General features: G+C 61.3%; 28 protein-coding genes and 2 pseudogenes. 11 read left to right on the forward strand and 19 right to left on the reverse strand.

Features of this window, described 5'->3' with window-relative positions:
• Position 1 precedes the first annotated feature (1 nt).
• The 5 genes from arsB (at position 2) to FA702_RS17980 (ending at position 4380) form a co-directional block, all read left to right on the forward strand.
• A complete protein-coding gene (gene arsB, locus FA702_RS17960; protein ID WP_136957525.1) occupies positions 2-1078 on the forward strand; it encodes an ACR3 family arsenite efflux transporter in 1077 nt (358 codons plus the stop codon).
• Positions 1075-1821 (forward strand): arsenical resistance protein ArsH, encoded by a 747-nt coding sequence (gene arsH, locus FA702_RS17965; RefSeq protein ID WP_136957526.1) that lies wholly within the window; start codon positions 1075-1077, stop codon positions 1819-1821. Before arsB ends, arsH begins: the two co-directional genes overlap by 4 nt.
• Positions 1822-2075: 254 nt before the next feature.
• A complete protein-coding gene (locus tag FA702_RS17970; protein WP_136957527.1) occupies positions 2076-3152 on the forward strand; it encodes a zeta toxin family protein in 1077 nt (358 codons plus the stop codon).
• Positions 3153-3300: 148 nt separating this feature from the next.
• The gene (locus FA702_RS17975) at positions 3301-4005 is read left to right on the forward strand and encodes a DNA adenine methylase (RefSeq protein WP_136957528.1); all 705 of its coding nucleotides are present in this window, start codon (positions 3301-3303) and stop codon (positions 4003-4005) included.
• A gap of 90 nt (positions 4006-4095) precedes the next feature.
• On the forward strand, positions 4096-4380 hold the full coding sequence (locus tag FA702_RS17980; RefSeq protein WP_136957529.1) for a hypothetical protein: 285 nt from the start codon (positions 4096-4098) through the stop codon (positions 4378-4380).
• An 8-nt stretch (positions 4381-4388) separates the two neighbouring features.
• Here the strand turns inward: FA702_RS17980 and FA702_RS22860 are convergent, their stop codons facing one another.
• On the reverse strand, positions 4389-4538 hold the full coding sequence (locus FA702_RS22860) for a hypothetical protein (RefSeq protein ID WP_168196125.1): 150 nt from the start codon (positions 4536-4538) through the stop codon (positions 4389-4391).
• 147 nt (positions 4539-4685) lie between these two features.
• Positions 4686-4841 carry a helix-turn-helix domain-containing protein gene (locus FA702_RS23300; RefSeq protein ID WP_255504842.1) on the reverse strand — a complete coding sequence of 52 codons (156 nt, stop codon included), beginning with the start codon at positions 4839-4841 and terminating at the stop codon, positions 4686-4688.
• A gap of 124 nt (positions 4842-4965) precedes the next feature.
• Here FA702_RS23300 and FA702_RS17990 point away from each other — a divergent pair, with 124 nt between their 5' ends.
• Positions 4966-5358 carry a hypothetical protein gene (locus tag FA702_RS17990; RefSeq protein WP_136957531.1) on the forward strand — a complete coding sequence of 131 codons (393 nt, stop codon included), beginning with the start codon at positions 4966-4968 and terminating at the stop codon, positions 5356-5358.
• A 1-nt stretch (position 5359) separates the two neighbouring features.
• Here FA702_RS17990 and FA702_RS17995 read toward each other — a convergent pair.
• The 4 genes and pseudogenes from FA702_RS17995 to FA702_RS18010 all read right to left on the reverse strand — a co-directional run.
• Positions 5360-8095, reverse strand: a pseudogene (locus FA702_RS17995) (DUF5710 domain-containing protein); the annotation flags it as partial.
• A 109-nt stretch (positions 8096-8204) separates the two neighbouring features.
• Complete coding sequence (locus tag FA702_RS18000; protein ID WP_136957532.1) at positions 8205-9200, reverse strand: tyrosine-type recombinase/integrase; 996 nt, start codon at positions 9198-9200, stop codon at positions 8205-8207.
• Positions 9197-10141: a tyrosine-type recombinase/integrase gene (locus FA702_RS18005; RefSeq protein WP_136957533.1), complete on the reverse strand. Its 945-nt coding sequence runs from the start codon at positions 10139-10141 to the stop codon at positions 9197-9199. Before FA702_RS18005 ends, FA702_RS18000 begins: the two co-directional genes overlap by 4 nt.
• On the reverse strand, positions 10138-11352 hold the full coding sequence (locus FA702_RS18010) for a site-specific integrase (protein WP_136957534.1): 1215 nt from the start codon (positions 11350-11352) through the stop codon (positions 10138-10140). Before FA702_RS18010 ends, FA702_RS18005 begins: the two co-directional genes overlap by 4 nt.
• Before the next feature lie 126 nt (positions 11353-11478).
• Here FA702_RS18010 and FA702_RS18015 point away from each other — a divergent pair, with 126 nt between their 5' ends.
• Positions 11479-12123, forward strand: a complete 645-nt coding sequence (locus tag FA702_RS18015; RefSeq protein ID WP_136957535.1) for a hypothetical protein — start codon at positions 11479-11481, stop codon at positions 12121-12123.
• 5 nt (positions 12124-12128) lie between these two features.
• The gene (locus tag FA702_RS18020; RefSeq protein WP_136957578.1) at positions 12129-12566 is read left to right on the forward strand and encodes a hypothetical protein; all 438 of its coding nucleotides are present in this window, start codon (positions 12129-12131) and stop codon (positions 12564-12566) included.
• On the opposite strand, the gene FA702_RS18025 is transcribed toward FA702_RS18020, so the two are convergent.
• The 8 genes and pseudogenes from FA702_RS18025 to FA702_RS18060 all read right to left on the reverse strand — a co-directional run bounded on the left by FA702_RS18025 (position 12567) and on the right by FA702_RS18060 (position 21368).
• Positions 12567-12947, reverse strand: coding sequence for a hypothetical protein (locus FA702_RS18025; RefSeq protein ID WP_210417666.1), 381 nt, complete (start codon positions 12945-12947; stop codon positions 12567-12569). It abuts the gene before it with no gap.
• A 173-nt stretch (positions 12948-13120) separates the two neighbouring features.
• A pseudogene (locus FA702_RS18030) lies at positions 13121-13750 on the reverse strand (ArdC family protein); the annotation flags it as partial.
• 18 nt (positions 13751-13768) lie between these two features.
• Positions 13769-14020 carry a conjugal transfer protein gene (locus FA702_RS18035; protein WP_136957536.1) on the reverse strand — a complete coding sequence of 84 codons (252 nt, stop codon included), beginning with the start codon at positions 14018-14020 and terminating at the stop codon, positions 13769-13771.
• Positions 14017-16197 (reverse strand): DNA topoisomerase 3, encoded by a 2181-nt coding sequence (locus FA702_RS18040; RefSeq protein ID WP_136957537.1) that lies wholly within the window; start codon positions 16195-16197, stop codon positions 14017-14019. The genes FA702_RS18035 and FA702_RS18040 overlap by 4 nt, the downstream gene beginning before the upstream one ends.
• A gap of 4 nt (positions 16198-16201) precedes the next feature.
• Complete coding sequence (traF, locus tag FA702_RS18045) at positions 16202-16735, reverse strand: conjugative transfer signal peptidase TraF (RefSeq protein ID WP_136957538.1); 534 nt, start codon at positions 16733-16735, stop codon at positions 16202-16204.
• On the reverse strand, positions 16732-18624 hold the full coding sequence (locus tag FA702_RS18050) for a type IV secretory system conjugative DNA transfer family protein (protein ID WP_136957539.1): 1893 nt from the start codon (positions 18622-18624) through the stop codon (positions 16732-16734). Before FA702_RS18050 ends, traF begins: the two co-directional genes overlap by 4 nt.
• Positions 18625-18646: 22 nt before the next feature.
• Positions 18647-20944, reverse strand: coding sequence for a TraI/MobA(P) family conjugative relaxase (gene traI, locus FA702_RS18055; RefSeq protein ID WP_255504834.1), 2298 nt, complete (start codon positions 20942-20944; stop codon positions 18647-18649).
• Between the two features lie 37 nt (positions 20945-20981).
• Positions 20982-21368, reverse strand: a complete 387-nt coding sequence (locus FA702_RS18060; RefSeq protein ID WP_136957541.1) for a conjugal transfer protein TraJ — start codon at positions 21366-21368, stop codon at positions 20982-20984.
• Positions 21369-21689: 321 nt separating this feature from the next.
• On the opposite strand from FA702_RS18060, the gene FA702_RS18065 reads away from it, so the two are divergent.
• The 3 genes from FA702_RS18065 to FA702_RS18075 are packed head-to-tail and all read left to right on the forward strand — an operon-like array spanning position 21690 to position 23220.
• Positions 21690-22058, forward strand: coding sequence for a TraK family protein (locus FA702_RS18065; protein ID WP_136957542.1), 369 nt, complete (start codon positions 21690-21692; stop codon positions 22056-22058).
• Positions 22055-22780 carry a conjugal transfer protein TraL gene (locus FA702_RS18070; RefSeq protein WP_136957543.1) on the forward strand — a complete coding sequence of 242 codons (726 nt, stop codon included), beginning with the start codon at positions 22055-22057 and terminating at the stop codon, positions 22778-22780. Before FA702_RS18065 ends, FA702_RS18070 begins: the two co-directional genes overlap by 4 nt.
• Positions 22780-23220 (forward strand): conjugal transfer protein TraM, encoded by a 441-nt coding sequence (locus FA702_RS18075; RefSeq protein ID WP_136957544.1) that lies wholly within the window; start codon positions 22780-22782, stop codon positions 23218-23220. The genes FA702_RS18070 and FA702_RS18075 overlap by 1 nt, the downstream gene beginning before the upstream one ends.
• Before the next feature lie 16 nt (positions 23221-23236).
• Here FA702_RS18075 and FA702_RS18080 read toward each other — a convergent pair whose 3' ends face one another.
• The 5 genes from FA702_RS18080 to kleE all read right to left on the reverse strand — a co-directional run bounded on the left by FA702_RS18080 (position 23237) and on the right by kleE (position 26595).
• On the reverse strand, positions 23237-23869 hold the full coding sequence (locus FA702_RS18080; protein ID WP_136957545.1) for an IncP plasmid survival protein KfrC family protein: 633 nt from the start codon (positions 23867-23869) through the stop codon (positions 23237-23239).
• A 327-nt stretch (positions 23870-24196) separates the two neighbouring features.
• Positions 24197-25228 (reverse strand): ParB/RepB/Spo0J family partition protein, encoded by a 1032-nt coding sequence (locus FA702_RS18085; protein WP_136957546.1) that lies wholly within the window; start codon positions 25226-25228, stop codon positions 24197-24199.
• A 2-nt stretch (positions 25229-25230) separates the two neighbouring features.
• Positions 25231-25977 carry a ParA family protein gene (locus FA702_RS18090; RefSeq protein WP_136957579.1) on the reverse strand — a complete coding sequence of 249 codons (747 nt, stop codon included), beginning with the start codon at positions 25975-25977 and terminating at the stop codon, positions 25231-25233.
• Complete coding sequence (locus tag FA702_RS18095) at positions 25977-26273, reverse strand: TrfB-related DNA-binding protein (protein ID WP_136957547.1); 297 nt, start codon at positions 26271-26273, stop codon at positions 25977-25979. The genes FA702_RS18090 and FA702_RS18095 overlap by 1 nt, the downstream gene beginning before the upstream one ends.
• The gene (kleE, locus tag FA702_RS18100) at positions 26266-26595 is read right to left on the reverse strand and encodes a KleE stable inheritance protein (RefSeq protein WP_136957548.1); all 330 of its coding nucleotides are present in this window, start codon (positions 26593-26595) and stop codon (positions 26266-26268) included. Before kleE ends, FA702_RS18095 begins: the two co-directional genes overlap by 8 nt.
• Positions 26596-26614 lie beyond the last annotated feature (19 nt).

Consider the following 26614-nt stretch of genomic DNA (forward strand, 5'->3'; position numbering starts at 1 on the left):
TATGTCAACGGCTCCCCTTGCGGCCCCGGTGCCGCCTCGTCCCGGCATTTCCTTCTTCGAGCGGTATCTGAGCCTGTGGGTGGCGCTCTGCATCGTCGCAGGCATCGCGCTCGGCCATATGCTCCCCGGCTTGTTCGGCGCTATCGCGTCGGCCGAAGTCGCTCGCGTCAATCTCGTGGTTGCGGTGCTGATCTGGCTGATGATCGTGCCGATGCTACTCAAAATCGACTTTGGGGCGCTTGGAAGCGTCAGGCAGCATTGGAAGGGTGTCGGCGTCACCCTGTTCATCAATTGGGCGGTCAAGCCGTTCTCGATGGCGCTGCTCGGCACCCTGTTCATCGGTTGGCTGTTCGCTCCGCTCCTGCCAGCGGGTGAAGCGCCGTCCTATATTGCAGGGCTGATCCTGCTTGCCGCCGCCCCCTGCACGGCAATGGTGTTCGTTTGGTCCAACCTGTGTGATGGCGAGCCGACTTATACTTTGAGTCAGGTCGCCTTGAATGACCTCATTATGGTCTTTGCGTTCGCCCCGCTGGTCGGTTTGCTGCTGGGTGTCGCATCGGTGACGGTGCCGTGGGACACGCTGCTGCTTTCGGTCGTCCTCTATATCGTGGTGCCGGTGATCCTCGCGCAGCTCGTCCGGCGCTCGGTGTTGGCGGCGGGCGGGCAGGCTACCCTAGACCGCCTCCTTGCCCGGCTTGGGCCTGTGTCGCTGGTCGCCTTGCTGGCAACGCTGGTGCTGCTGTTCGGATTTCAGGGTGAGGCGATTGTTGAACAGCCGTTGGTCATTGGCCTGCTGGCCGTCCCTATTCTGATCCAAGTCTATGTCAACGCCGGGCTGGCCTATTGGCTAAGTCGCCGGTTTGGCGTTGCGTGGTGCGTTGCAGCGCCCTCCGCGCTCATTGGCGCGTCCAACTTCTTTGAGTTGGCCGTTGCCGCTGCAATCAGCCTGTTCGGCCTCAAATCGGGGGCGGCGCTCGCTACAGTGGTTGGGGTGCTGGTCGAAGTTCCGGTGATGTTGTCGGTTGTCGCCATCGTGAAGCGAACGCGCGGTTGGTATGAGAAAGGAGCCATCGCTTGACCCGTCTCCGCGCGCTTTCCGATCCGCACCATCTGCCCGCTCTTGATCTACGCTATACCTATGAGCGGCCCGCCCTTGGCCTTGGCGCGGCCGATCCACCGCCGCGAATCCTGCTTTTGTATGGCAGTCTGCGCGAACGATCCTTCTCGCGCTTCGCTGTTGAGGAAGCGGCAAGGCTGCTCCAACTGTTCGGCGCAGAAACGCGCATTTTCGATCCGTCCGATCTCCCCTTGCCCGATCAGGTGAAGGGCGACGATCATCCCGCCATCCACGAATTGCGCGACCATGCCATGTGGTCCGAAGGCATGGTGTGGTGCAGCCCGGAACGACACGGCCAAATCACCAGCATCATGAAAGCGCAAATCGACCATTTGCCGCTGGAAATGAAGGGTCTGCGCCCAACCCAAGGGCGCACTCTTGCGGTGATGCAGGTATCGGGCGGGTCGCAGTCGTTCAATGCCGTGAATACGCTCCGCCTGCTCGGCCGCTGGATGCGAATGTTCACGATCCCCAATCAGTCGAGCATCGCCAAGGCGTTTCAAGAGTTTGACGAAACAGGCCGAATGAAACCGTCAAGCTATTATGACCGCATCGTGGACGTGATGGAGGAATTGATACGATTCACGATCCTGTTGCGGCCTCATGCCGATCAACTGGTAGATCGCTATTCGGAACGCAAATCGGCCGATATTGTCATTGACCCGACACGCGACCTTTCAAGCATCGCGGTTTGCAAGCGGTAGCGGAATCGGCCTACGCATTGGGCCTTATCTCTATCGTGCCATGAGGCGCTACCGCTTGCTATAGCGCCGCCCGCACGATACGGTTTTGCGACGAAATCGCTTTCGGGTCGCACACAACCCCCATTGTGTCCGAAAGGCGCGAAAGCCCGGCCCTGTGTCGGGCTTTCCTATATTCGTGCTAGACCACGCTCCAACAAATAGTTCTGGTTCTCATAGACGCCTGCGTCTATGCCGGATCTGACAGAGGAAGCGGGATGGCATTGGAACCTATCAGGGTATTGGAGTTTGCGGACGCCGATCGCGCGGACGTGCAACGGCGCGTGGTCGATGCCGTGCAAGCTGCGCCCGAACGGTTCCTGACAGACTATGCGGCCCGAACCGGCACGTTCGGGGGCCGCTACGTCTGTGCGGACGCCATGAAGGAGCTGCTTCCCGAATATACCGCCTCAAGGGAGGCCCGCGGCCGATACAACGCGCCCGTCCACAATGCCGCGGCCGTTCTGGCGGCCGAACAATACCGGCGCGTAGTGGCCGATAGCTCCGATCCAGCCCGCAACCTGGTGCTGTTCGTAACCGGGATGCCGGGGGCCGGGAAAACCTCTGAAATCCAGTATGCGGCGCTGCATGAGGGCAACCGGCTTGGGGATGGCGTGCGCGCGATCTTTGAGGGCCAGCTTGTCGATCCGCAAGCGAGCATCGCCAAGGTCGAGCAGGCATTGAACGCCGGGTGCAGGGTCGGGGTGATTGCGGTTCTGCCTCGGCCAGAGGAGGCGCTTGCGCACACGTTCCAACGCTTTGAGGAGCTGGGCCGGGGCGCGAGCGCGGCCGTGATGACACGTATTCAGGAGGGAACGCCAGACGGCCTAGAGGCGCTATTACGTCGCTTTGGCGATCAGATTTCGGTTGCCGTCCATGACGTGCGCGATCGTGCGAATGTTCATCGCCTAGAAGGCATGGATGGTGTAAATATATGGCGGAAGGAATTGGAAAATGGACCTGTTCAAGAGAGGCTTGAAAGAGAGTTCGACCGGCTCAACCAGCTCGGCCGCGTCGGCCCCGATTGCGCCCTCCAATTCAAAGGACAGTCTCCCCACGGGCAACTTTACTCGGTTGGAAGCCCTGATGTTGGTGGGAGCCTCGCACATGGCGACGGACGAGAAGCTACGCCGGAAAGTGGCCGAACGTCTCTCCTAAAGGCCGCACGGGGAAGCTCGCTCGCCGGACTCTCCGACGCCCTCAAGACAGGCCAGAGCGAAGGCGAAGGCAAAACCAAATCCAACGAAATCGGCCACGGCCTGCCTAAGCCGCCGTCGCCCCGGCGTTCCAGATGAACGCCCCCAGCCCCAACCTTCCCTTTGGTGTTCGCCGGGGAGCGTTGCGAGGGGCTGGCCCCTTGCTGTGGGGGTCGAGCGGGACGCTGGGCGGCCCGATCGCAGGGGGACGCTTCCCCCGCCTGCCCCTTCTTTTCCAGTAGGTGCCATGACCGGCTATCTCGGCTCGAAACAGGTTTCGGGCGCATATCAGGCTGTCATTGCCAATATGCCGCCACACGATACCTACATTGAGACGCATCTAGGCTCCGGCATCGTCCTTCGGCGTAAGCCTCCCGCTGCCCGCTCGATCGGCCTCGAAATTGATCCGGCTACCTTTGAGTGCTTCGGCTCGATCGCGGCGGAGGAATCGAGCGCGTTCGATGGCGCGGCGGTTGAAACCTACAACGTCGATTGCCTCGCCTTCCTGCGCGATTTCGACTTTTCGGCCGCTGGGCGCGTGCTGATCTATGCTGATCCCCCCTATGTCCTCGCCACGCGCTCCCATCCGGGCACGCGCTACCGCTATGACTATACGGACGCGGACCATAGGGAGCTGCTGACCGTCCTCGATGCGCTGCCCGCCTCGGTGATGATTTCAGGCTATCCCTCGCCCCTGTATAGCGAGCTGCTGCCCGCGCCGCGCTGGCGCGTCCTGTCCTATCAGGCCATGACGCGAGGCGGGCCGCGCACCGAATGTTTATGGATGAACTATGCGCCCGACGCGGCGCATTGGGCCACCCATGCCGGGGTGGATTTCACCGATCGCCAGAGGATCAAGCGCAAGGCGGCACGCTGGAAACGCATGTTTAGCGAGCTGCCAGCGGGCGAGCGAACCGCGATCCTCGCCGCGCTGCTGCAAGTGGACCCATAGCGGCACGCTCGTTGCTGTTGTGAAATGATTAACCAAAGCGCCCTAGATCAGCCCTGCGACCCTAAGAACCTTTCTCGATCATTTAGGTTCTTGCACTGGACCCGGCTGCATGAGCTGCCGGGTCCGTCTTTTTGCGCCGCCCAGCTCGTCCACCAACATTTAACCAAGGCGGGCAACGATCCGATTACCGCGCCCGTGTCAAAAGGGGCGATGAACGGCGATAACAACAGGCCCTTTTCGCGTGGCGACCTGTCGGCAATTCTGCTGTTGCTGTTCACGCTTGCCATGATGGCCTACAACTATTCGCATCCAGAGTGGGCGCGCCAAGGCGGCATATGGGCCTACATTGTTCCCCGCCACGGGGCAGCATCATAGGCGCGCGTCTATCCGATGATTGAACGGACAAAGCGGACGATCGGCGGCCCAACGCCCGCGAGGAAGGCAAGCCCGGTAAGCGCCGCCAGTCCCCAAAACTCGATGTGGATAAGCAAGTCGCTGCCGGAATCGTCGTTCGGATCGGGCCAGTCCTTCATGGCACCGGATGATTACGGCTCCGGCTCGATGCTGCAACCTCCTAAGCCAGCGAAAGGGCTTCACCGGCCAACATCATAGACGGGAACGTCTATGCCACCGGCGACATAGACGCGGGCAACTATGCTGCAGCGCATAGACAGCCGCGACTATGCTTCAGCGGCCAGCATTTCCGAGACGTTCCACCCGATCGCGTCCGCGAGCTGCGCCATAACGTCCAAGGTCGGATTGGCCTTCCCGTTCTCGATGAACGAAATGTAGGAGGCCGTGACGCCGGTTTGCTCATGCAGCATCGCTTGCGACATTTTGAGGGCTTGCCGCCTCTCCCTCAACCGCTTCCCGAATAGTTTGCTCAATGGGTGCGCCATATCGTCCAAATGTAGGTATATTGCCATTCTGGAACCTGCTCGGAGTCGGATGATGACGGACTTGAACGGCGAACAATATCGCCGCCTCCAACACGCTATAGCCTTCACACGCGAAAGCCTCGCTATCGCGGCGGAGCTGGGCGACGAATTATCAGCCTTTCAACTGAAACACGCGCTCCACGGCCTGCATTACCTCAGCGAGCTAGAGGCCAAAGGCCATGAAGATCGGGAGCCTGTAACCCTAACCGCGAGCGAGGCAGAGGCCCCGCGAACCGCTTGGATAATGAAAGATACGGACCTGAGTGATGAACAGGTTCGCCGCCTCGAACACGCCATAGACCTCGCGCGGCAAAGCCTCGTTATCGCGGTTGAGATGGACGACGATATAACGGCGTTCCATCTCAAAACCGCGCTCCATTCTCTCGATTACTCTAGGAAATTGGTTTCCGCATGATCTAGCGGCGAACGCTGCGGCGCTGGGCCGGTTGATCGTCTCCGACAACCGGCCCCGAACGCTCCCTTTCGCGCTCGCGGTCGAGAGGGATGCGGGGGGCTTCCCGTTCCTGCTGGCGCGGGTTCTCGATCGCGGCCCTGATCTGGCGCACCACGCCTTCCCGGCCCAACCGGCTGTTCTGCTGCAAATCGTTGAAGTCGGTAAAGCGCGCCGGGTCGGCCGCCTGCTCACCGGGGGCAAAGGTCGGGAACACGGGGACGCCATTGACGGCCGTTGCCGCTTGGGTCGCCTTCTCCTTGCCGGGGTTGTAGCCGAATTTCTCAAGGACGCGCTGATCGTCCTCGCCCATGATAAAAATCGGCTTGTCGGGGTAACGCTCGCGCAATGCGGCAGCGACGGCGGGAAGGTTGCCGGAATCGAACGCCGCAACCGTGGCATGGTCCACCACGCTAGAGACGGTCGCCATCGTCGCATATCCCTCGCCAATCATAATGCGCGGGGCCTTGTCGAGCGCGGCTAGGGCGGCCTGTGGCGTCACGCCCCCGTTGACCACATGGAAGCAGCCTTCCTTGTGGCTGTCCTTCGCAAAACGCTTGGTGCCGTCTTCCTGAATATATTGGGTGGTCCAGTGCCTACCGCTGGCGTCGATCGCCGGAAGGTGAATTGTGTTGTCGCCCCCGCTGGCCAGCGCGCCGATCGTGGGCGCTATGCCCTTCCGCTCCATGTAGGGGGTAGCCTGCTCGATCGGGCGGCATTGTGCGGCGCGCTGCTGCACGCGCTCCGCCGTCGCATCATATGTCGCCGCCCGCTCCCGCTCCCGCTCCTCGCGCTTGGTGGCGGCCTCGGCGTTCAAGCGGGCCTTCTCCTCGTCGCTCAAGGTATAGCCGGTGCTTTTCCAGCGCATATCCAGCCCCGAACGGTTGTTCTTGATGTAGCCCGCTGGGTGGCCATCGGTGAAGGCGACATAAAAGCCCGCCGTCTCCCCCTTGCCGTCCCCGCTCGCGGGAACGCGGTGGGTCTTGCCGTCCATGATGGGATGGCCTGCGGGAACCTCAAGGCCAAGGGATTTCATGGCGTCGGCAAATTCGACCTCCGGGCTTTTCGCCTCCTGCTGGCGCGGCTGATTATCTATTTTCCAGCGTGCCAGTTTCTCCGGGTCCGCGCCCTCCGGCGCATACCAGCTCTTGCGCGCGGCATCCCATTTTGCGCCGTTGGCCTTGGCAAGATTTCGCTCGCCATATGGCACCGCCAGATATTCGCGCGCCTTACGCGGGGTGTCCTTCATCGTTTGCCCTTCCTGCGGCTGCTCCGGGGCCGTGGGGCGCTGCGCGCGCTCGCCGGGGAGCGATTGGCCTAGATCTCCTGTGGGTGCCTCTACGGCGCTTGAAAGCCATTTCTGGAACGGCTCGACATTGACGCCTGCCGGGACATACCATGATTTTCCGGCCTTATCCCATTTCGCGCCCAAGGCTTTCGCCTCGTCCTTTTCCCGATAGGGGACCGCAAGATACGTGCGGGTGGAAGGCTCTGGCGCGGCGTCCCGCTGATCGGTCGCGGCGCTGCCCAAGCCCGGCGAATTGACCGCATAGAGAGGGGCCAAGCCCTGCCGCTCGCGGCGCTCATCGGCATATTGCTCGGCCTTCAAATTGATAAGGCGGGCAACGTCCTCCGGGTTCTGGTCGCGGCCGTCAAAATCGGTGATCTGGTTCGGCCCAAGCGACAAGGCGATATAGCGGCGGCGTTCGCTATCTGCGGAATAGCCCGCCATAAGGTTTCGCTCGCCGTTCGGGGTTATCATCGTGCCGATCGGCCCGACGCCCTCAAATTGCCGTCGAACGGTGTGCATCGGCCCGCCACTATCAACCGGCTCCCAACCGTGCTTGTCGATCAGCGCGCGCAAAGTGCGGTCGGAATAGTGCTGCGGCTCCGGTATAGGATCGCCTATGGCGGCAACGGCCCCGGCTGCGGCGGCCCATCTGTCGCCGCTATGGTCTGTCAGCCGCTCGACCGTAAACCCGGAAGCATTGAGCGCCGCCGCAAGCCCCGGTCTGGCGAAGGCGGCCTTTATACGCTCGTCCAGCTCCATATTGAGGTCGTCGGATATTACTAGGTCCGCTTCCTCGTTCCCCTCAAAATGTGGGCCGTTCTGCCACTCCTCATAGGCTTGAACAGTCTTGGCCATGTCCGCGACCGCAAGCCGATCGCCCTCATCAAGATCATTCTGGCGATATTCCTGCGCCTGCTGGAAGTCAGGCGGTAGAGTAACGCGGAACCTGTCAAAATCCTCGCGCGTGGCAGGCCGGATTTGGTCTAGCGGACTGGCATAGAATGGCCCGTTAATCGGGTTGCGCCCGTCTATATTGCTGGCAAGAACGCCCAACATCGCCATGCCCGGCTGCTGATAGCAAAGCGTATTCTCGTTGCTGACGAAATATTGCGTATGGTCGTGTGCCTGCTCGACCTGCTGAACCTGCTTTTGTTCCAGCGCCAGAACATAGGTGTGAATCTTCTCGGCGTCCGATGCGGCACGGACAATCTCAAGCGGGTCTTCCTCAAGCACTTTGATCCATGATCCGACATAGGCCGCGTGCTGCTCCGGGTCGTGGCCGATCTGCAATTCCTGCCCGGTGATTAGGCTGGCTATCTCGGCCCGCAATTCTTCGCGGGCATAGCCTTCCGAACCGAACGGGTGCGCCAAATCCCGGTCAAGGCGGTTGGGGTGGCCAGTCCAGTGCCCTTTATGCCGATATCGGCATAAAGGGCATTATGCCGCGTGCCGGATTATGCCGCATGGCCTTTGAGAATGGTGGTTGTCCGTGGGTCAGCCATGCGGCGGTTCGGCATAATCAGAGGGCTTCGAGCCAGGCGAGAAGCTCGTCGTCGGGACGGAACCTGCCGGGTCGAGTTTGTGGCGCAGCAACGCTGGCCAGTGCCTTTTCCTTCAGCCGCATGTCGGCATGGATGTAGATTTGCGTCGTCTCGACGGATTCATGCCCGAGCCAAAGCGCAATGACCGACTGATCGACGCCATGGTGAAGCAGTTCCATAGCGGTGCTGTGGCGCAGGGTATGCGGGGTCACCCGCTTGCTGGCGAGGCTTGGGCAGGAACGCGCAGCAGTCAGACAGTGTTTGCGGACCAGATGTTCGAGGGCATCACGCGAGAGTGGATCGCCACGGATGGAGGGGAACAGCGGCCCATCATCGTCACTGTGCCATTCTTTCAACCAGTTTTGCAGAGCCTTGGCGGTATCCCGACGAAGCGGCGTGCAACGTTCCTTGCGACCTTTACCCAGACAGCGGACATGTGCCCCGGTGCCGAGGACAACATCCCTGCGGCGCAGACCGGTCAGTTCCGATGCCCGCAGGCCCGTTTGCAGGGCGACCAGCAGCAGGATGTGGTCTCGCCGACCGGTCCAGGTCGAACGGTCGGGCGCAGCCAGCAATGCCGCGATCTCGGGTCCGTCGAGGAACGTGACGCTTCTCTTCACATAGCGCTTGTCCGGCAGAGCGAGGATTCTCTGGCAGTGCAGCAGCCACTCCGGCTCGTTCATGGCGACATAGCGGAAGAAGGACCGGATGGCGGCAAGGCGCGTATTGCGGCTTCGCGCGCCATTGCCTCGCGCCGTTTCGATATGGATGAGGAAGTCGCCGATCACGTCGGCATCAAGATCGGCGATGCCGAGCCTCGTCGGCGGCTTTCCCGATCGTGCGGCGGCAAAGCGGACCAGAAGCCGGAACGTATCGCGATATCCCGCGATCGTATGGCGACTTGCCTCCATCTGCGTGCAAAGCCGGTCGGTGAAGAAGCGCTGGAGCAGCGCCGGGAACGTCATGCCGGTCATGAGCATATCTCCCGATCATGCGGATCGGTGATCCGGGCTGACGCCAGATCCAGCAGTTCTGGAACTGCCTCGATATACCAGTATGTGTGATCGGGATTGGCGTGGCCAAGCCATGTGGTCAGCTTGACCATTTCCCGTGCCGGATCCTTGCCGGATCTGTACCAGTCGATCATCGTTCGCGCAGCGAAGCTGTGCCGCAGGTCGTGGATGCGGGGACCACGACCGTGGCGCCCCTTGGTCTGAGGTTCACGCAGGCCAATGCGTTGGCACACATGTGCAAAGTTGTAGCGCGCGCCGCAATCGCCGAGCCTGCTTCCATCGCATTTGACGAAGAACGGAACCGATGCGGCCCCCAGCAACCGGTCCCTCTGGGCGATATAGGCGCGCAGCCGGTCGAGAACAGTATCGTGAACGGGAAGCAGGCGCTCCTTGCCAAGCTTGCCGCAGCGGATGTGAACGATACCGGTATCGAGATCGACGTCGCCGGTATTGAGGCTCAGCGCCTCATTGATCCGCATGCCCGTCACCGCGATCAACCCGAACAGGGTCGAACAGGTCAGACCGCGCATGCCATAGATTGACGGCAACTGCGCTGCTTCTTCGACGATGGTGGCGATCTGCGCAGGGGTGAAGATATAGGGATGCGTTCTGCAATAGCGGTAAGGGATCAGCCCACGGGGAAGCACTTCATGGGCAGCGTCCATGCCATGAAGCCACTGGCTGAACAGGCGTACCATGAGGAAGCGAGCGCCCCATGTCGATCGTCTGGCGTTGCCGAACGCTCCCTGCCAGCGCAGGAACAGGTCGGTCGTGACATGATCGACGCCCTGCTCATCGGCATATTGCACGAAGCGGCGCAGCGCCCTTTCGGCTGTGCCCAGATCATATCCGAGGCTGCGCCTAACGCTGAGATAGCGGTCAAGTTCATGAGCGAGAGTCATTGTGCCTCTCCCGCCACCGGCCACGGTTTTGCGATCGAGCGCAGGCCGTCGATATCCAGCTTCGCATAGATCATCGTCGAAGCGCGCGACCTATGGCGCAGCATGTCGCCGATTTCGGCAAGTGACGCGCCGTTGCGCACCATGTTCGTCGCCAGGCTGTGGCGAAGGACATGCGATCCTACATACGGGCCGGGCGGCGTGACGCCGGTCGCGGCGAAGGCATCCTGCAATATGGTGTTGATGACCTGCCCATCCTTGAAGGGGCCATTTGGCGCCCGCAACGAGACGAACAGCGTCCGTGATCCCGATACGCGCTCCTGACGGATATAGGCTGCGATCGCTTCTCCGACATCCGGCGGGACAGGCAGGCGATCATGCCGCTGGCCCTTGCCCCTGACGAGCAACTCACCGGCGCGCCAGTCGACATCGTCAAGCTGGATGGCGATCACCTCCGGTGCCCGCAGCCCGAGCCGCGCCATCATCAGCAGCATCGCATGATCGCGCAGTCCATGCTTCGGATTGTCGCGGACCCATGCGAGCAGGGCTTCGATCTGCTCAGGCGACAGGAAGCGCGGGAGCCTCGCACCCCAGCGCTGGGCGACGGTCGGCACGCACAGCGCAAGGTTGGTTTCCGTGACGCCGCGCTGGAACAGATATTGGAAGAAGTTGCGCAGGTGGGTGGCGGCGGTCTTGTCGCGATAGGGACCTTTTCTCCCAAGCAGATATTGAAGGAAGGATATCACATCGCCTGCGCTGACCGCCGCGAGATCGGTTTCGTCACTGCCGAACCGATGGTCGAGGAAGCGGTCGGCAAAGCGCCAGGAATGGTAGATCGTGCGCGGGCTTAACCCGCGTTGCCTAATCAGATACTCTTCATAATCGACGCGCAACGCTGCACGGGCTATCTGCTCCGGTGTCACGATCGGAGCTGGCACCGTGCCGCTGGAGATAAGATGGGCGACGAAGCGTCGCGCGATATTCTGGCATTTGTTGGGCTCGCGCCGGTTGCGTTCGTCATTGCGAACCAACTCGGCCGCCCGTTCCGCTGTCAGGTCTTGTGGCGATATTCCGGCGGCTTCGAGCAGGGATACCAAGCGCGTCAGCAGGACCCGATAGGCCTTTATCGTTTGAGGCTTGTAGTTTTCGGCGGTCAGCCGCTCCATGAACGTAGCGATATCTCGGTCGAACTGGGATTGCAGGTCGTTCGGCATTTTTCGTGCTCCTTGCTATGGAAGCACGATCCGACCCTTGCGACCGCCCCGACCGCAATACTATCGTCAGCTCGTCATTGCCGATTAGGGCATGACGATCATGATCTTTGTTGCGGGCGGGACGATATGAAGAAGGCGACCAAGGGGCCGAGCATTAAGACTGCCCAGGCATTGTTAGCCAAGCATGAGTGCCCCGTGCCGTTCCATGAGGTACGCACCCGCTTCCTGGGCAATATTGCAACGCCCGCGATTTCGGCCTCGCCGCTTCAGATCATCAAAGACCTTTGGGGTGGCGAACTGCCGCCCTTTGACAGCATCGAGGAGGTCAACGAACTGCTCGATACTCTCGTGCAAGGGCTGTGGAACGACCTGACCCGGCATCAGAAGCGCAGCCAGCCGTTCCGGCTGACCCGCCCGCCCACGGAGCCTACCGCCGTCGACCTGGGCCAATATGGCCTCGTTCGCCTCCAGGAACTGGATGGGTTCATTGAAGGCCTGTTCAATGGCGAGGACGTCATCGATCTGCCTGAGCGGGCACACGAGGCCGTCGACCGTCTTGCGGAGATGCGCGCTATGATGGCGGGTATTTGCGAGCTGGTTTCGCACGCACCCGATGCCGATGACGCCGCCAAGCTCGACACGACGTTCAAGCATTTGCGCGAACTGACGCGGATCATGGAGACCGAGATCCACGAGGCCGTATTGTCCTGCACTCGCGCTCGCCGCCAGATGATCGAGGGCATCCTCACCGAGAAGCCGACGGTGCATTGACGGCGATGATGTCCGAAGACCAACTCCGCGAGAAGCTGCGCAAGATCGAGGCGCTATATGCTGGTGCCAAGACCGATGGTGAGAAGTCCGCCGCCGGCGCGGCGGCGGAGCGCATCAGGGTCAAATTCGAGAACGCCAGCAAGCAGGAACGTGCCGAAGAGTTCAAATTCTCGATTGCAGATCCCTGGTCACGTCAGCTTTTTATCGCCCTATGCCGCCGATACGGCATCAAGCCCTTCCGCTACACGCGGATGCACCGTCAGACCGTCATTATCCGTGCCCCGGCCAGCTTCGTCCAGATGACGCTTTGGCCCGAGTTTGAGGAACTGAGCAGCGCCCTCACTGCCCATCTCGACGAGATTACCACCAAGATCATCCGCGAGGAGGTGCACGAAGCCACCCAGGATGCCGACGAGGTACGCGAACCGCGCCAGCTGCCATGACTAGATTCTAGACCAACTTCGCCTTGGCTCGCGGAGGGCAAGTGCAAGCGTGCTATTGTCACCTCTGTCGATGTCGATCACGTGCCGTGTCTGGAAAGGAAGCTCGATACCGCTCCAGAACTCGTCGTTCTCGCCAATGGCGCTCGGGTCGTTATCGAGAAGTCCGAGGAAGCCCTCAGGCAGTCGCTCGCGAACCAACACCCACATCCGCTCGACTGCTATGGGTTCATCAGGATCATCAAGGCTGATTTGAAATATAAGCTTTACCAGATCGCCCGGCTGCAGATTTTCCCGATCCTCCCGCTCTGGTATCCAAAATGTGCTCGGCGCATCCGCGTGATACACCTCTCCATCTTCAAGGCACCATCCGTCGATCTGCAAATCTGGTTCCCGCATATCACTTATCTAACCTGCAGCGAGAACGACAGCAACTCGCTCCAACTCGGGCACGCCAACTCTGTCGGACGAAGCTTTGATTATGCCGAACCAACGTATAGCTGATCCGCAGAAAACAAGCGTTCCGATAGGCCATGCGGCATAATCCGGCACGCGGCATAATGACCCAGCTCGTGCAGCGCCGTGGCGTAGAACCGATCCGCGCTCGGAAACTGGCTCCGCAACGGCAAGGTGATGCTGTCGGTCGAAGGCCGATAATAGGCGCGGTCGCCCGCTTCCTCGGTGATTTTCGCGCCCGACGCCCGCAAGATGGCCTCGGCCCGCTCCACCGGATTCCATTCGTGCGTAGTGGTGACGATCGGGGGAAGCCCGTCGATCTGCTCGGCGTTGAACACCACGGCATAAAACGCACGGGGCCGCTCAAGCTCGACCTTCTCTTTCCTCTGGCGACCCTCGGCATCCAGAACGGGCTTACCGCTCTCGTCCCGAACTACCCGCTCCTCCTCGAACTGCCAGTATTGGACAAGGGAGCCTTTCTCGCCCTTCCGCACCTGTGCGCCTTGGGCTGCGGCCTGCTTGTATGTCAGCCAGCGATTATCAGCCCGGCCCTCGGACATGAGATTGAGGACATTGACGCCGCGATAGCGTTTTCCCGTGGTGGGGTTGAACGGCAACCCGCTGCTGCCCGTCGCCTCCCAAGGCTTTTGCCAAGGGGCGGTGCCCTGCTTCAACTGCTCTATCAGCTTGTCGGCAACGCGCTGGTGAAAAGGTATCTTGCCCTCGGCCATATCCTCGCCTCCTCCCGATTAGTCGGCGCTGCGCGCTGCCGCGATCAATTCGCCGCGTCCCGTGGCGATCGGCTCCGCGTCACCCTCAAGCCCTTCCTCGGCCTCGCGCGCGTCATCCTCGCTCATGGCGTCCTCGACAAAGGCCCCTGCCCTCTCCGCCTCCTCTGGATCGAACTCGACAACCGCACCGGGAATCTCGGCATCGGCAAGTTTGCGCGTCACCAGCTCGTCAAGAGTGGGCACGTCCTGTCCGTTGGGCTGATCCGTCATGCTCGTTCTCCTTTGCTGAAATCGGGCTGTCCCTTGTTATCGAAATAGGTCTGCTTGCAGCCGGGATAGGCGCTGCAACTCCACCAGAAGGCCCCCTTCTTTTTCGCGGAAGGACGCCGCACAAGGCCAGCGCCGCACGCATGGCATTTGTGCTGCTGCGACGGCGCAGGCGCGGAAGCCTTCACCAGCTCCGGCTTGCCCGCCTTGTCATTGGCGGTGAATTTGCAGCCGTCGGCATATCCGGTGCAGGACCAAAAATAGCCCTTGCTGCCTTTGATCCGGCGCAACGGCTTGGAGCATGAGGGACAGGGCGGCGCGTCGATCGCTATGGCAAGGCCCTGCTCCTTCACGCGCGCGACCTCACGGCCGACATAATCGGCCAGTCCGCGAACGAATGTCATGGAATCGCTCTTGCCCTCGGCAATGGCCCGCTGCTGTTCGTGCCAAATGGCGGTCATGTCAGGGAATTTCGCCTGATCCGGCAAGGCGTCGTAGAACGCACGCGCCTGCGGGGAACTGACGATATTCTTGCCCTTCTCGACCAAAAATCCGCGCTCGAAAAGCGTGGCTATGATGCTGTCGCGGGTCGCCGGGGTGCCGATGCCACCATGCTCGCCCGCCTTCCCCTTGTCCTTCTCGATCAGGAGCTTTCTAAGCCGCTCGTCCCGCACATATTTTGCCACCCGCGTTAGGTCGGTCAAAAGCGTGGCCATCGTGTAGAGCGGCTTGGGCTTGGTTTCCTGCTGGTCGGCGCTGGCCGAAAGACATTGCCCGGTCATGCCCTGCGCGATCGAACGCAAGTCGGCGGCAAGGGTGTCCTCGTCCTCGGCAATGTCCTCATTGCCCACATCGTTCTTATAGAGGACCGTCCACCCCGGCTTGGTCACAACCTTGCCGCGTGCGGCGAAGGTATGGCCTGCAACCTCGATCTCGATTTCGGTCTGGTCATAGTGATTGGCGGGCCAGAACTGCGCAACATAGGCGCGCGCGATCAGCATATAGATTCGCTGCTCTGGCTCCGTCAGCGCGGAAAAGTCGGCGGTGGCTTCGGTCGGGATGATCGCGTGATGCGCCGATACCTTTTGCGAGTTGAAGGCCCGGCTTTTGATCGCCGGGTCCGCGCGCTGCGCGATCGCGGCCAGCATGGGGACTGTCGCGGCGATCGCCGCCAGAACGCCGGGGGCGTCGGCGTGCTGCTCATCGCTCAAATATTCGCTATCGCTGCGGTTGTAGGTGATAAGCCGGTGTTTCTCGCGCAACGCCTGCGTAATGTCCTTCACCTGATTTGGCTTGTAGCCAAACTTGCGCGCGGCATCGGTTTGCAGCTTCAAGAGATTGTAGGGCAACGGCGGCGCTGCCTCTTTCGCCGTTGTCTTCGCACTGGCGATGCGTGCCGGTTGCCCCTGCACCGCCCCCGCTATCGCGGCGGCAAAATTGCGGTCGATCAGACGGCGCTGCTCGTCAACCGGGTCGCCGTCCTTGATCTGATAGCGGGCGGGGAAGGTCTGCCCGGCAAATCCGAACTGGCCCGATACCGTGTAATAATAGCTCTTGGTGTGCGCCTCAAAATCGCGGTCACGCCGCACCACAAGGCCCAAGATCGGGGTTTGCACGCGGCCGACGCTAAGGACGCCCTGAAACCCGCGTGCCTGCGCCGCAAGGGTATAGGCGCGCGTCATGTTCACGCCATAAAGCAAATCTCCGACGCTACGGGCTTCGGCCGATGCGGACAGCCCGGCAAATTCGCAGTTGTCCCGCATAGTGGCCAAGGCCCGCTGCACAACCTTTAGGTTGTTGTCATTGATTAGCAGCCGTTGGACCGGCAACCGGCTTCCGGCCCATTGCAGAATCTCGTCAACGATAAGCTGGCCTTCATCATCGGGGTCGCCCGCGTGAATGACGCTCTGCGCCGATTTGAGCAATTTGCCGATGGTGCGGAGCTGGCCGCCAGTCTTGGCAACTGGCCGCTTCTCCCACGGGATGAAGCTGATCGGCAACGCCTCCATGCTCCACGGGTCTTGCGGGTCCACCAGCTCAAGCATGTGGCCGATTGCCCATGTCACATAATGACGGCCGCAATCTATGAAGCCATCTTGCCGCTTCCCTCCCCCAAGGCCCTCGGCAATGGCCCGCGCCAATTCGGGCTTTTCAGCAATGACGATGATTTCTCCGCTCATGCCATCACCACGTCACAACGGGTTTGAGGGGAGCGGTCACTTGGCGCGCGCTGATCGGCCCGAAATAGCGGGCATCAAACGACGCCGCGCTATCGCCAAGCACAAGGATTTCCCCTTCGCCAAGCGTCCAATCGGTAGCGAGCTGGGGCAAGGGCCGCCCTGCCCCATCGGCAAGCTGGGGCGCGCTGTAGGGCACTAGGCGGCCGTTGATCCGCACGCCCTCCCGGCCAATCTCTACGCGGTCGCCTTTAGCGGCTAAAATCCGCTTCAACATTTCATAGCTGCCGCTGGGGCAGTCGCCGGGTTCGATGTAGCGCCTACGCAACGCCTCCAAAAAGGGCGGCGCTGCGGGCGGACAGAACGCCACAAGGTCGCCTTTTTGCGCGGTGCCACCTGTCGCCCGATAGATGCCTACCGGGATGCTCGGCGTAGCATTGAAGCGGAATCCCGCCGCCTTCGCGCCAAGCATGGCGAGCATGGCCCCGGCCACGCCGCAAACTGCATAGCGGCTGATCTTGGCGAAGCTCGGCCGCTTCATAGCTTGATCCTCCGGCCAGATTCGGGCGGCTTGGGCGCTTGGTTGGCCCGGATCGTGTCGCTCCGATCCGGTGCGGGAACCTGCGCGCGCGCGAGGAATATCGGGTCTTCAAAATAGAGCGGCTGACGGCCGTAGATCATGGGGTAGCCCGCGACATAAATCAGCATGTCGCCCGCCTCGGTAATGTCGCCGTCCCCGTTCTTCTTCGGCCCCGGCATCCTCTGGCACTCATCAGGCGTCAAAAGCGGGCGTTGGGTTTCCTGCACCGTCTTGGACACGGTGCCGCCAAAGAAGCCCCCTCCCCCGCGTCCGGTGCTTTTGGTGATTTGCTCTTTAAGAACGGTGGTCTGCCCTGTGAGCTTGGAAAGATGCTCGGCCGTCTCAAGACGGTTCGGCGGATAGGCGTTCTGAATATGGGTGTTGGAAGTTATCAGCTCATCCGGCCCATAGCCTGTTTCGCGGCTCCTAAGCTGGTTGGTGTCCTGACAAATCAGGTAGAATTTGAGGCCATAGCCAGCAGCGAACGCCAAAGATTCCTGAATGATTTCGAGTTTCCCAAGGCTGGGAAACTCATCAATCATAAAGAGCGCGCGATGCTTGTAGCTCGGCACTACCCGGCCCTCATCGAACTCCTGTTTGGGGGCGAGGATACGCACCATCATGTTGAGCATGATGCGGACAAGCGGGCGCAGCCGGTCCTTATCCGTGGGCTGGGTGATGATGTAGAGGCTAACCGGCTTCTCGCTGTTCATCAGGTCACGAATGAGAAAATCGGAAGCGGCGGTGTTGGTCGCCACAACCGGGTCACGATACAACTCGATGTAGCTCTTGGCGGTGGACAGGACTGATCCCGCTTCGTCGTCGGGGCGGTCGAGCTGATCGCGCGCGGCGCGGCCGACAACGGGATGATTTTTCCCTCCCGGCAAATGGCCGAATGTCACCATCTCCTCCCAAAGCTCCTGAACGGGTCGCGTCGGGTCGGACATTAAGGCGTCAACCTCGGCCATCGTCGCCGGGTTGCCGCCATGCTTGGCCTTGTAGATCGCGTGCAGAATGACGCCCACGAAAAGCGCCCGCGAAGTCTTTTGCCAGTGACTTTCCAGCCCCTTCCCGTCCGGGTCCACTATCAGCGTTGCGAGGTTCTGAACGTCTGCAATCTCGTTGTCGGTGCCGATCCTGATTTCATCCAGCGGATTCCAGCGGGCGCTCCCGCGCGAGCTGGCCGGTTCAAACCGCATGACGATCTGGTTAGCGTGCTTCTTCCGCCAACCGGCTGTCAGCGCCCATAGCTCGCCCTTCAAATCGGTGATGACGGCGCTATGCGGCCATGAAAGCAGCGTAGGGATGACAAGGCCCACGCCCTTGCCCGATCGCGTCGGGGCATAGGTAAGGCAATGCTCCGGGCCGGAATGTCGCAAATAGACGGTCTTCCCGTCCTTCTGCACATACGAGCCGATATAGACCCCATCGTTATCAACGAGACCGGCGGCGCGAATGTCGTCCATGTCGGCCCAGCGCGCCGATCCGTGCAGATAGGCATTGCCCTTCCCGGCGTTCGATTTCGCCAGCTTAACGGCGGCCGTTATCAGGACGCCCACGCCGAAAACCACGGTGCCGACGCCCACGGCCTGCCCGAAGGCGGGTTTCAGCGCCGGAACCTCGCTCCATTTGCTGAACCATTGGAGGAAACGCCACGGGGCATATATGTGGCCCGCGTTCGGCCCCAAGGTCGCCTGATAGGCCATCTGGTGCGCGAACATCTGCGTTGCGCTCCATAAGCCTCCGAGAGCGGAACCGGAAACAAGAGCCGCCAACAGCGGGCGATTGCCGCCAGTCCGTCCGCGCTCCCGAACTTGCGGCCCTATGGCGGTGTTGCGCTTCTTTGCCATGTCCTCGCCCTTCTCGCCGCCGTTACCGGCTGCGCCCCTTGCTTTTCACGGTGCCGTTGCTGGCAACGTCGATCGCCGCACCTACCGCCAGCTTGCCCGCGCGCGCGGCGCTGCGCGCATCCACGGGCAGCACAAGCATGTCAGCGCCATCTTTTAGGAGTATCAATTTCTGCCCTTCGACTTGTCGCGTTCCGGCGTAAATCAGCGGTCCATGATCGCCAGTGAACAGCCGATGCGCGGGTATATCCATTCCAATGTGCCGCTTCGCATTGCGTTCGGCAATGTATTTATCCGCTGCGCGCAACTGATCTTCGGTCAGTCGCTCCCTATGGTCGCTCCGTCGCATAGGACGATCTGGCCCGGCTTTTTGGTCGTCCACGTCTGAATGAACATGACGCGGCAATAGCAAGCCACCTCGCTCGGCGTGCTGAACCACACCGAGTTGGGACAGGTCGCGCAAATGACCTCGGCTTTCGGGCGGCGGTTTTCGTCCAATGCGGCCAATGTTGGGCTTAACGGCGCGCTCGCTGGCGGCCTCGGCTCCTCCGGCGCGAGAATGTCCATTTCTGGCGGGCTGTGCGGGGCCAGCGCCATCGGCGGAGGCGCTGGCTCCTCCGGCTGCGCGGCCGATTCCGGCGTCGGTTCCTGCGGCTCTGACGGCTCCGGGTCGGAATGTCCCATTTCGACCTGGTGCTGTGGTGCTGGCGTCTCGTCCAGCGCCATTGACGGCGTTTCGCCCAGCAACGCCAGCGCCGCCTCTATCTCCTCGTCCAGCGATTTGTCTGTCACGGTCGCGCTCCTCTTGCCTGATGGTCTGACGGCGGGCCTCTAGATCGGGGTCCGCGAATGTGATGGGCATGGCCGAACGGGCGGCGGCTTCCACCACAAGGGCCTTGAATTGATCGCTGCCGCTGATCGCGAGCCGATCGCCATAGCGTTCGTGCGCGAGCCGCAAGGCGGCAACAACGCCCTCGATCTGCGCCCCGCGCGAGACGTGAAGGCGCTGGCCATCATCGCGCACCGCTGCATTGGCCGTGCGATAGATAATCGTTCCCCGCTTCGTGATGTGGTCTTGCCGGATCGCTGCGGGATGGGCTGCGCTCGGCATGGCTGCAACATGCAAGGCGTCCTTGGGGGCGCTGCGCCGTCCCTCCCGCGCGCGCAGCGCCTCAAGGGCGGTCTGATCGCCCGCCTTCGCCTGCTCCTGTAGCCAATCGTTCCACCCGCGCCGGGTATTGCGGGCCGTGATGCGCTCCCGTTCGCACCCGTGGGCGGCAACAATCTTGTCGATCGCGGCCTTGGTGGATCGTGCCGCCAGTGCGTAATTGAGGCGCTTAACAGCCGGGCCGCCACCTAGCAGCTTTATCGCCGCGCGCTTCGTCCTGCCGATGCGCTTCACCTGTTCAATCGCGGCGTGACGTTTGGCGGCCGCCTCGGCCAGCTCGTTCTTTCGACGGTCGGCCCGCGTGCCTTGCTGCGCGCGGTAGGCTGCGAATAGGGCGCTGGTGTCGATACGAGAAGGCAGGGGGCGCTTTTCGTAGGTCTGCCGGGCCTTCGATGCCCCTGCCCTGCCCTGCGCGTCCTGAAAGGCTCCCAAGCGTTTTTCGAGCGCCCCTTTTGACAGCTCGCGCGCGATCGAACTGGCCTTGATCGCTGTGCCGTCCATCGCCGCGAATATCAGGCCGTTACCCCGCGCCTGCACGGACAAGCCGAAGTCGGCCGCGATCTGGTGCAGCTCGGTCCAGCTCGCGGCGGCCTTCAAAGGTTCGGCGCAATTCCGCTGCGCCCAGCCTATCAGACTTTCCGTGCCCGCGATCTGCTCCATGTCCCCAGCGCGGTTCGCACCGCCGCGCTTCCGGCTTTCATGGTTGTCGCGCTCTAACCCATGCGCCGCTTCAAGCTGGGCGCACATGACGGCCAGCGTTTTGTAATCCCGCAACGGCGTGTGGATGGTGTGCCGCGTGGGATGAACCTTGTTGATCGCCAGATGAATGTGCGTGTTGTCGGTGTCGTGATGAACGGCGCTAATGCGCTGATGCTCCGCATAACCCAGCGCGGCGCAAATCTTTTCCTCCACGTCGCGCAATACCTCCGCGCTCGGTGTCTCGCCGGGTCGGAAGGAAATTATCAGGTGGTATGTCTTATCGGACGCGGCCCTCTGGTTCGCCGCCTGCACAAACATTGCATCTTGCGCCGCATCCTCTGGCGTCTGCCCTTGGCAATTGGTGATAGTCACCAAGCCTACCCGCTCATCACGCCCCTGCGCGCTTGTGATGTATCGCACTAACCCGCCAAAATCGCTTTTGGCGGTCGCCTTCATAGGGACGTGTTTTGCGATCATCCGTGCGGCCCTTTTTTTAGCCGCTAAAATCTTGCCGGGACCGCAAGAGCTTTCGGATGATGGAGGAAAGCTCCTCCTGATTGGCCTCAATCTTGGACAGCACGCCGCGAATGATGCCCTGCATCCGTTCGGGTGCCATTTCCTCCAACTTGGCGTCGTCGGTAAGCCAGAGCTTCAACAGACCGCCAAGACGCCCAAGGTCGCCATTGACGCGCACCAGCTCGCGGCCCTGTTCAATGTCGATCATGGGGCGCGGTTGATGCCCTAGCCCAAGGACGCGCAAGTAGGCCGACGCACTCAACCCGCTGGCCTTCGCAGCGGCTTCAATCGCCTCCTTGTCCTCTGCGCTGCACCATATTTTGACGTGGTGCCGCTCCCGCTTGGCCTTGGGCTTGTCGTTCAAATCACTCCCCTTCGTTGCGGTAGCGACGGCCTCGCAGAGCAGGATTCCCGTTGAGCGCCCCCGGCGCGAATAAGGGAGAGTAATGGGGGTGTCCGCGCTTGCGTGGATGCCTCCATTACCTATCCTGCCCCGTCTTCGACGTTCAAACACCAGATAATAATAGGCTCTATATCGTTCACCCTCGAAAATATCTAGCCGGGCAGGCCGTAATCTGCCAAAAACAACCGATATAGCGTGAATAAGCCGGTATGGAGCCGGTTTCGCGCCGTTTTGAGAATGATTTAGAGCCGATAGGCGCGCTGCAAATTAGCGGGGCTGGGAATGAGCGAGAACAAGAAGCCTTTCACGGAACGACTGCGGGAACGGGCGGCAACGAGGGAGCCGGGGGGCAAAAACCGCAACCTCGCCCAATTCCTCGCCGCTCGATCAGACATTGACGCGGCCATTGCGGAAGGCTGGCCGCTGCGGGGGATTTGGGAGCTGCTGACCGAAGAAGGCCGCATTGGCTTCGGCTATCCGTGGTTCGTCAAATTCGTTCGCCGGTATCGCGCGCCCGCGACTGCCGAACCGCCCAAGGCAGCGCCAGCGCCGCCCTCCCCTTCCCCATCGGCCGACGCTGATCCGCCGCCCCGGCCCAAGCCGACGCGCTTCAATCACCCCGCCACCCCGAAGAAGGAAGATTTGATATGAGCAACGTCCACATAGTTTTGCAGGGCAAGGGTGGCGTGGGCAAATCGCTCGCCGCGTCGATGCTGGCGCAATATCTGGTGAAGCGCGGTGAAAGTCCCCTCTGCATTGATACCGATCCGATCAACGCCACCCTCGCCGGGTTCCAGTCCCTCAACGTCTCCAAGGTCGAGCTGCTGGAGAATGGCGACATCAACCCGCGCAAGTTCGACGCGATGATGGAAATGATCGCCGGTTCCAAGGAATCGGTGGTCATTGACAGCGGCGCGAGCAGCTACAGCGCCTTGTCCTCCTATATGTTCGACAACGGCGCGCCGGAAGTGATTGCCGATCTGGGTCATAAGCTGATCCTGCATACCATCGTCGTAGGCGGCCAAGCCCTGATTGACACGCTTCAAGGTTTTGCCTCGGTAGCCGATGCCTTCCCCGATCCGGCTGCAATCGTCGTGTGGCTTAACCCCTATCATGGTCCGGTAGAGGCAGAGGGCAAGAGCTTTGAACAGCTCAAAGCCTACCGGGAGCTAAAGGACCGCGTGGCCGCGATCGTCACCCTGCCCGATCTGAGAAAGGAAACCTTCGGGGCGGACGTGCGGGACATGCTGGCAGCTCGCAAGACCTTTGAGGAGGCGCTGGGCGACGGCGACATACCCTTGATGCAGCGTCACCGCCTCGGCCGCGTTCGTGATGCCGTCTTTGCTGAACTCGATAAGGCCAAGGTTGTCTGATGGCCGATCACGAAAAAATCGCGGCGTTGATCGCGGAAATCTCGCGCCAGAACGGGGTAACGCTGGCCCCTGATGATCCCTTGATGATCCTCCAAACCATCAATGCGATGTTGCTGGGCGAAAGCGCGGATGCGCAGGAAGAACAGCTACGCGCCTTCAAAAGCGAGCTGGAAGAAATGAGCAATCGCTGGTCGATCGCCATCACCGACAAGGCGGAATCGGTGCTGAACGCGGCGCTGGATGCCTCGGAAGCGGCCATGACAGAACGCATGGAAGCCGCCGCCAAGGCAATCATCAAGGAAGTCGGGGAACATATCGGGACAGGGCTGCAAAAGCCCCTGAACGATGGCCGCGCCGTCGCCAACCGCAATCTCCTAGCCTCCGGCCTGACGCTGTTCGCCGCGTTGGTCGTGCTGGCTGCGGCGCTGTTCCACCATTGATCGGGGTAGCGGCGATCTACCCGGCGTCTTTTGCCAGCCCGCGCGCGAGCGTGCGCCCTGCCGGTTTCCGATCGTCCGCGCCGCGCTCGATCGTCTTTTCCCTGATCTGCTCTTTCTCTCGCTCGGCGCGGGTGTGCAGCTCATGCAACCGGCGCGCCTGCATCAACTCCTCAAAATCGTCGGCAAGTTTCGGCTCCCGATATTCGAGCTTGGCCGCTGCGATCGTCTCCACGCGCGGGCCGTGAACGGCCATGCCGTCGCGGATTTCGCGCACGGCTTCCAGCCTTAGCGCGATCCGCTGCACGGCCGCCTGCGCATTGGCAATCCGGGCCTGCCACGCGAGGCGCTTGCCGGGGAACGCCAAGAATCCGGGGGGCTGCTGCTGGATTTGCTGCAAACGTGCGGTTTGCTGTTCCATCATGCTTTCTAGGCGGTCCTCGATCTGGTTTGCCTGCTCCACCTTCTCCTCAATAACGGCCTGTAGCTGGGCGTTATAGGTTTCCTCGGTCGGGGCGGTGGCGATAGCCGCCTCCTCCTGACTGTCCAGCGTGCGCGCCTCGTCTAGCAAGCGATCTGCGTCCGCCTGTGGGTCGCCCGTGCCCTCGTCCAAGGAAACCCTGTCGGGGTCCGCGTTCGGGGTGTCCTGCATAGCCGTCCTTTTTAGCCGCTAAAATTTCGAGCGGCCACTATATCCGGTTTTTCATGTCGCGCACCATAGAAAAGGCCCCGCAAAAGCGGGGCCTATCCTCGATCTTAGCGCATGTCGGGCGGGGGAGGGGGGTCTTTCATCCACCAGTCGGGTTGCCCGTAGGGGCCTTCCTGCCATTCCCCATCGACCAATTCCCCTGCGCACCAAACCCAATCCAGCCCCTCATTATACTTTTGCCAGTTTCCGGGCTTGGTCCAAGCAAGAAGGATCGAAACGCCAGAGGGGGCGGACTCTATCGGTTGCCAATCATCCTCTTTGTTCATTGGATCATCCTTCAAGAACGGCAACGAGCTGCATTTTCCCAAGGTCGACCTCGGCCTCCTCGCCGCTGTCCTCATACTTGATCCATGCCACGCCATCCCGCGACGGCCGCTTATTCAGGATCAAGCGGGCAGGGCGCTTGCTATGGACAACCTGCACAATGGCCTTTTTCAGCTTTAGCGGGTCTTCCTCCTTCGGCTCTTTCCCGCCCTCGGCCCCGGCATCGTCACCAGCTCCGCCGTTCCCCTCGTCGTCGCCCGCGCCTTCGCCGTCCTGATCGCCCTCGTCGCCCAAATTGGCCTCAAGAAACTCCTTCAAGAGCCGCACGGAGCCGCGCGTAATCTCCTGATCGGCATCGGCCAGCCAACGCGCCACGCCCTCGCTATGCTTCTTGTGGAGGCCCACAAGGTCATAGATCAACGTCACGTCCCTGCACCGCCCGCCTTGGAACGCCTTGGCGATCGGCTCCGGCAAATCGAGCAAGGTCGCGTGCTGGGTGACAAAGGCCGGTGATTTGCCGATGGCCTTCGCAATTTCGCCCTTCTTTTTCCCGTTCGCCAGCTCGCGGCCGATGTAGTCGGCAATCTCGCGGGCCGTGAGGGCGTCTCGCTGCAAATTCTCAATGACCTGATCGGCCTCGGTATAATCCGGGTCGATGAAACCCGGAATCGTCGCCTTCTCGGCCAAAAGCGATGCGCGATAGCGCCGCGCGCCGTGGTTTATGAGATAGCGGCCCTCAACTTTCGGGTTCGGGCGAACGGAAATCGGCGTTTTCACGCCGCGCGCCCTGATCGTCTCGGCCATTTCCGCCAGCGAATTTTCATCAAACTGCTTGCGGGGCTGGTGCGGGTCTTCGTCAATCAGCGCCAGCTCCAATTCGAGCGGTGCCCCTGAACCGCCCTCCGGGGCCGCAGGAGAGGCGAGGAGGCCCGAAAGGTCGCCCAACCCCTCCAACCCCAGCCCCGACGCCCGCACGGGCTTCTGAGGGGCCTTGGTGGACGATTTGCCCGGCTTCTTGTCCTCGGTGTTCTCGGCCATCGTCAAATCTCCATTTTCTCTTGAATGTGGCGGGCCATCGCTCGCATTTCCTGCGCCGCTTTCCGCGCCGAAGTCCGTTTGATCGACCAAACCGGGACGCCCGACGCCAGCGCGTCCGCAACGCTGCTCCGGTTCCCGATCGGCGTTGGAATGACCAACTGGGGATAGGCACTGGTCAGCTCGTCAAGGTGCTGCCCGTGACGTGGGTTCCGCCCGTCAACCTTGCTCGGAATCATTCCAAGGAATTGCAGCGCCGGGTTCGCGCGCCGGATATTGGCGATCGTCGTCACCATCTTTTGGATGCCCTGCAAGCTGTAGGCTTCCAGCTCGATAGGCGAGGCCGCGAAGTCGGCCGATAGCAGCGCCGCCGCCATTCTGACGCCAAGGGAAGGGGGGGTGTCGATCAGGCACACGTCAAAGCCTTGCGCCGCGATCACGGCCAGACTGCGCTTGAACGCGCCCGCCGCTTCCCCAAGATCTAGTTTCTCAAGATCGGCTAACCGGCCATCGGCGGAAAAGACCGCAATCCCATCGGCGTTAGCCTGGTCGAATTGTGACACGCCATCAAAGAGGCTGCTCGCCAAGGCTCCGCTATCATATTCGCCAAGGGTGAAACTGGCGTTTCCTTGGGTGTCCAAATCAATAACCGCGACCTTCAATCCTTGCTCTTTGAAGTAATAAGCAAGATGCACGGTCGTTGAAGTCTTCCCAACGCCGCCTTTCTGGTTCGCTATGACAAGTGTTTTCATCATTTGGCGTCCAATTTCCTGACCGCCTCGCGCTGCCATTGCCGCACAAGGAAGGCTTTGTGTTTCGGTAAAACCGCCGTCACGCGCTCGAAACCTTCGGGAACCTCGCTATGGGCATCCCAAATCCGGTTGACCGCCAGACAAACGGCATTGCGTGATACGCCTTCGCGCTTCGCCACGGCCGATTGAGCCTCGCCGTCCACCAGAACAGCCCGCGCCATTTCGAGCGGTCGCGCTGCGATAATGAGCTGTCCAGCAGCTCGCTCAAAGGCTGACGCGCTCAAGCGTTTATCCATTGGGCCTGCCGCGATTCTTCTCGCGGTATAGCTTCGGCTCATACACGCCGAAAAAGATGTAGAGGGCGATATAGACCGCGTAATAGGCAAGGAACTGCCAACCGGCATGAACATCCGGTGTGTTCCAATACCAGAGCATCCGCAGGAACTGCCAGAAAACGACAACCGGGATGATAAAGCGGGCTACGGTCCAGATCAGGATTCCGATCGTCCAGACCGCCAGAATGACATGATCCACGCGACGGCCCTCCCATGCAGGCGGAGGATTGGGGAACCGCAGGACCACGCGGCGCGCGGACAGCGGGGGAAACTTGGCTTTCATCGGAATACTCCGGTTTCGA

It is taken from the genome of Novosphingobium sp. EMRT-2 (genome assembly GCF_005145025.1).
Lineage (GTDB): Bacteria > Pseudomonadota > Alphaproteobacteria > Sphingomonadales > Sphingomonadaceae > Novosphingobium.

Bases quoted from the DNA above. Each gene is read 5' to 3' on its own strand.
- FA702_RS18050 (WP_136957539.1), bottom strand. From the start codon at position 18,624: ATGGCAAAGAAGCGCAACACCGCCATAGGGCCGCAAGTTCGGGAGCGC.
- FA702_RS18040 (WP_136957537.1), bottom strand. From the start codon at position 16,197: ATGAGCGGAGAAATCATCGTCATTGCTGAAAAGCCCGAATTGGCGCGG.
- FA702_RS18005 (WP_136957533.1), bottom strand. From the start codon at position 10,141: ATGACTCTCGCTCATGAACTTGACCGCTATCTCAGCGTTAGGCGCAGC.
- FA702_RS18090 (WP_136957579.1), bottom strand. From the start codon at position 25,977: ATGAAAACACTTGTCATAGCGAACCAGAAAGGCGGCGTTGGGAAGACT.
- FA702_RS18095 (WP_136957547.1), bottom strand. From the start codon at position 26,273: ATGGATAAACGCTTGAGCGCGTCAGCCTTTGAGCGAGCTGCTGGACAG.
- kleE (WP_136957548.1), bottom strand. From the start codon at position 26,595: ATGAAAGCCAAGTTTCCCCCGCTGTCCGCGCGCCGCGTGGTCCTGCGG.
- FA702_RS17970 (WP_136957527.1), top strand. From the start codon at position 2,076: ATGGCATTGGAACCTATCAGGGTATTGGAGTTTGCGGACGCCGATCGC.
- traF (WP_136957538.1), bottom strand. From the start codon at position 16,735: ATGAAGCGGCCGAGCTTCGCCAAGATCAGCCGCTATGCAGTTTGCGGC.
- FA702_RS18075 (WP_136957544.1), top strand. From the start codon at position 22,780: ATGGCCGATCACGAAAAAATCGCGGCGTTGATCGCGGAAATCTCGCGC.
- FA702_RS17975 (WP_136957528.1), top strand. From the start codon at position 3,301: ATGACCGGCTATCTCGGCTCGAAACAGGTTTCGGGCGCATATCAGGCT.
- FA702_RS18065 (WP_136957542.1), top strand. From the start codon at position 21,690: ATGAGCGAGAACAAGAAGCCTTTCACGGAACGACTGCGGGAACGGGCG.
- FA702_RS18080 (WP_136957545.1), bottom strand. From the start codon at position 23,869: ATGCAGGACACCCCGAACGCGGACCCCGACAGGGTTTCCTTGGACGAG.
- FA702_RS18015 (WP_136957535.1), top strand. From the start codon at position 11,479: ATGAAGAAGGCGACCAAGGGGCCGAGCATTAAGACTGCCCAGGCATTG.
- FA702_RS18085 (WP_136957546.1), bottom strand. From the start codon at position 25,228: ATGGCCGAGAACACCGAGGACAAGAAGCCGGGCAAATCGTCCACCAAG.
- traI (WP_255504834.1), bottom strand. From the start codon at position 20,944: ATGAAGGCGACCGCCAAAAGCGATTTTGGCGGGTTAGTGCGATACATC.
- FA702_RS22860 (WP_168196125.1), bottom strand. From the start codon at position 4,538: ATGAAGGACTGGCCCGATCCGAACGACGATTCCGGCAGCGACTTGCTT.
- FA702_RS18070 (WP_136957543.1), top strand. From the start codon at position 22,055: ATGAGCAACGTCCACATAGTTTTGCAGGGCAAGGGTGGCGTGGGCAAA.
- FA702_RS18010 (WP_136957534.1), bottom strand. From the start codon at position 11,352: ATGCCGAACGACCTGCAATCCCAGTTCGACCGAGATATCGCTACGTTC.
- FA702_RS18000 (WP_136957532.1), bottom strand. From the start codon at position 9,200: ATGACCGGCATGACGTTCCCGGCGCTGCTCCAGCGCTTCTTCACCGAC.
- FA702_RS23300 (WP_255504842.1), bottom strand. From the start codon at position 4,841: ATGTCGCAAGCGATGCTGCATGAGCAAACCGGCGTCACGGCCTCCTAC.
- FA702_RS18020 (WP_136957578.1), top strand. From the start codon at position 12,129: ATGATGTCCGAAGACCAACTCCGCGAGAAGCTGCGCAAGATCGAGGCG.
- arsB (WP_136957525.1), top strand. From the start codon at position 2: ATGTCAACGGCTCCCCTTGCGGCCCCGGTGCCGCCTCGTCCCGGCATT.
- FA702_RS18035 (WP_136957536.1), bottom strand. From the start codon at position 14,020: ATGACGGATCAGCCCAACGGACAGGACGTGCCCACTCTTGACGAGCTG.